Origin of the sequence: Paenibacillus medicaginis (assembly GCF_042138635.1) — a bacterium.
GTDB classification, from domain to species: Bacteria; Bacillota; Bacilli; order Paenibacillales; family Paenibacillaceae; genus Paenibacillus; species Paenibacillus medicaginis.
The window spans coordinates 1-529 of the sequence record NZ_JBHIRY010000092.1 but is presented as its reverse complement, the minus strand read 5'-3'; the positions used below and the strand labels follow the sequence as shown (position 1 = coordinate 529).

The following is a 529-nucleotide window of genomic DNA, read 5'->3' as shown; positions in this document are numbered from 1 at the left end:
TTGTGCGCCTCACAGTCGCACCATCTAGGTGGTTCAAATCCACCCGGTAACTTTACCCTTTAAAGTGCCGTAGTCGAAGCAGACATCCGGGCAACCGGAGGTTGCCCGGATGGGCAGGGTGTCTTCCGTGAGGAAGAATCCGAAGGGCCTGCAGGCAAAGTCCAGCCCGGAATGCAGTGAACCAGAGGTGGCGGCGATGCTGGGTGACCCGCCAAGAAATCGGGGAAACCTATACAAATATGTATATCTTACAGGAAAACAAACAAAGGGATATGACCTGTAAGGCTCATCGACGTGATTAGGGTCAGGATGGATGGAATAGAAGATGCAGATAACTGAGGGAAGTCTCGTAGTCTCCTTGGCGCGAACGCGGATAAGGTAGGGGAGGTATAACCGAAAGGGAAAGCCAAACCGAAGGGCTGCGAGATGGCGGATCGTTCCGTAGTAGCGAGTAAATCCGGGCCGATGAAGGCTGGCAACAGACTGGAGGAGAAAACCCGGATGAGTATGCGTCTTGGGGATTTTTTTT

Annotated in this window: 1 protein-coding gene; it reads left to right on the top strand. The window is 52.7% G+C overall.

Translation table 11 applies throughout. The annotated features are described in order from the left end of the window. Positions 1–109: 109 nt before the first annotated feature. Positions 110–283, top strand: a complete 174-nt coding sequence (locus ACE5LO_RS27785; RefSeq protein ID WP_375523140.1) for a hypothetical protein — start codon at positions 110–112, stop codon at positions 281–283. Positions 284–529 lie beyond the last annotated feature (246 nt).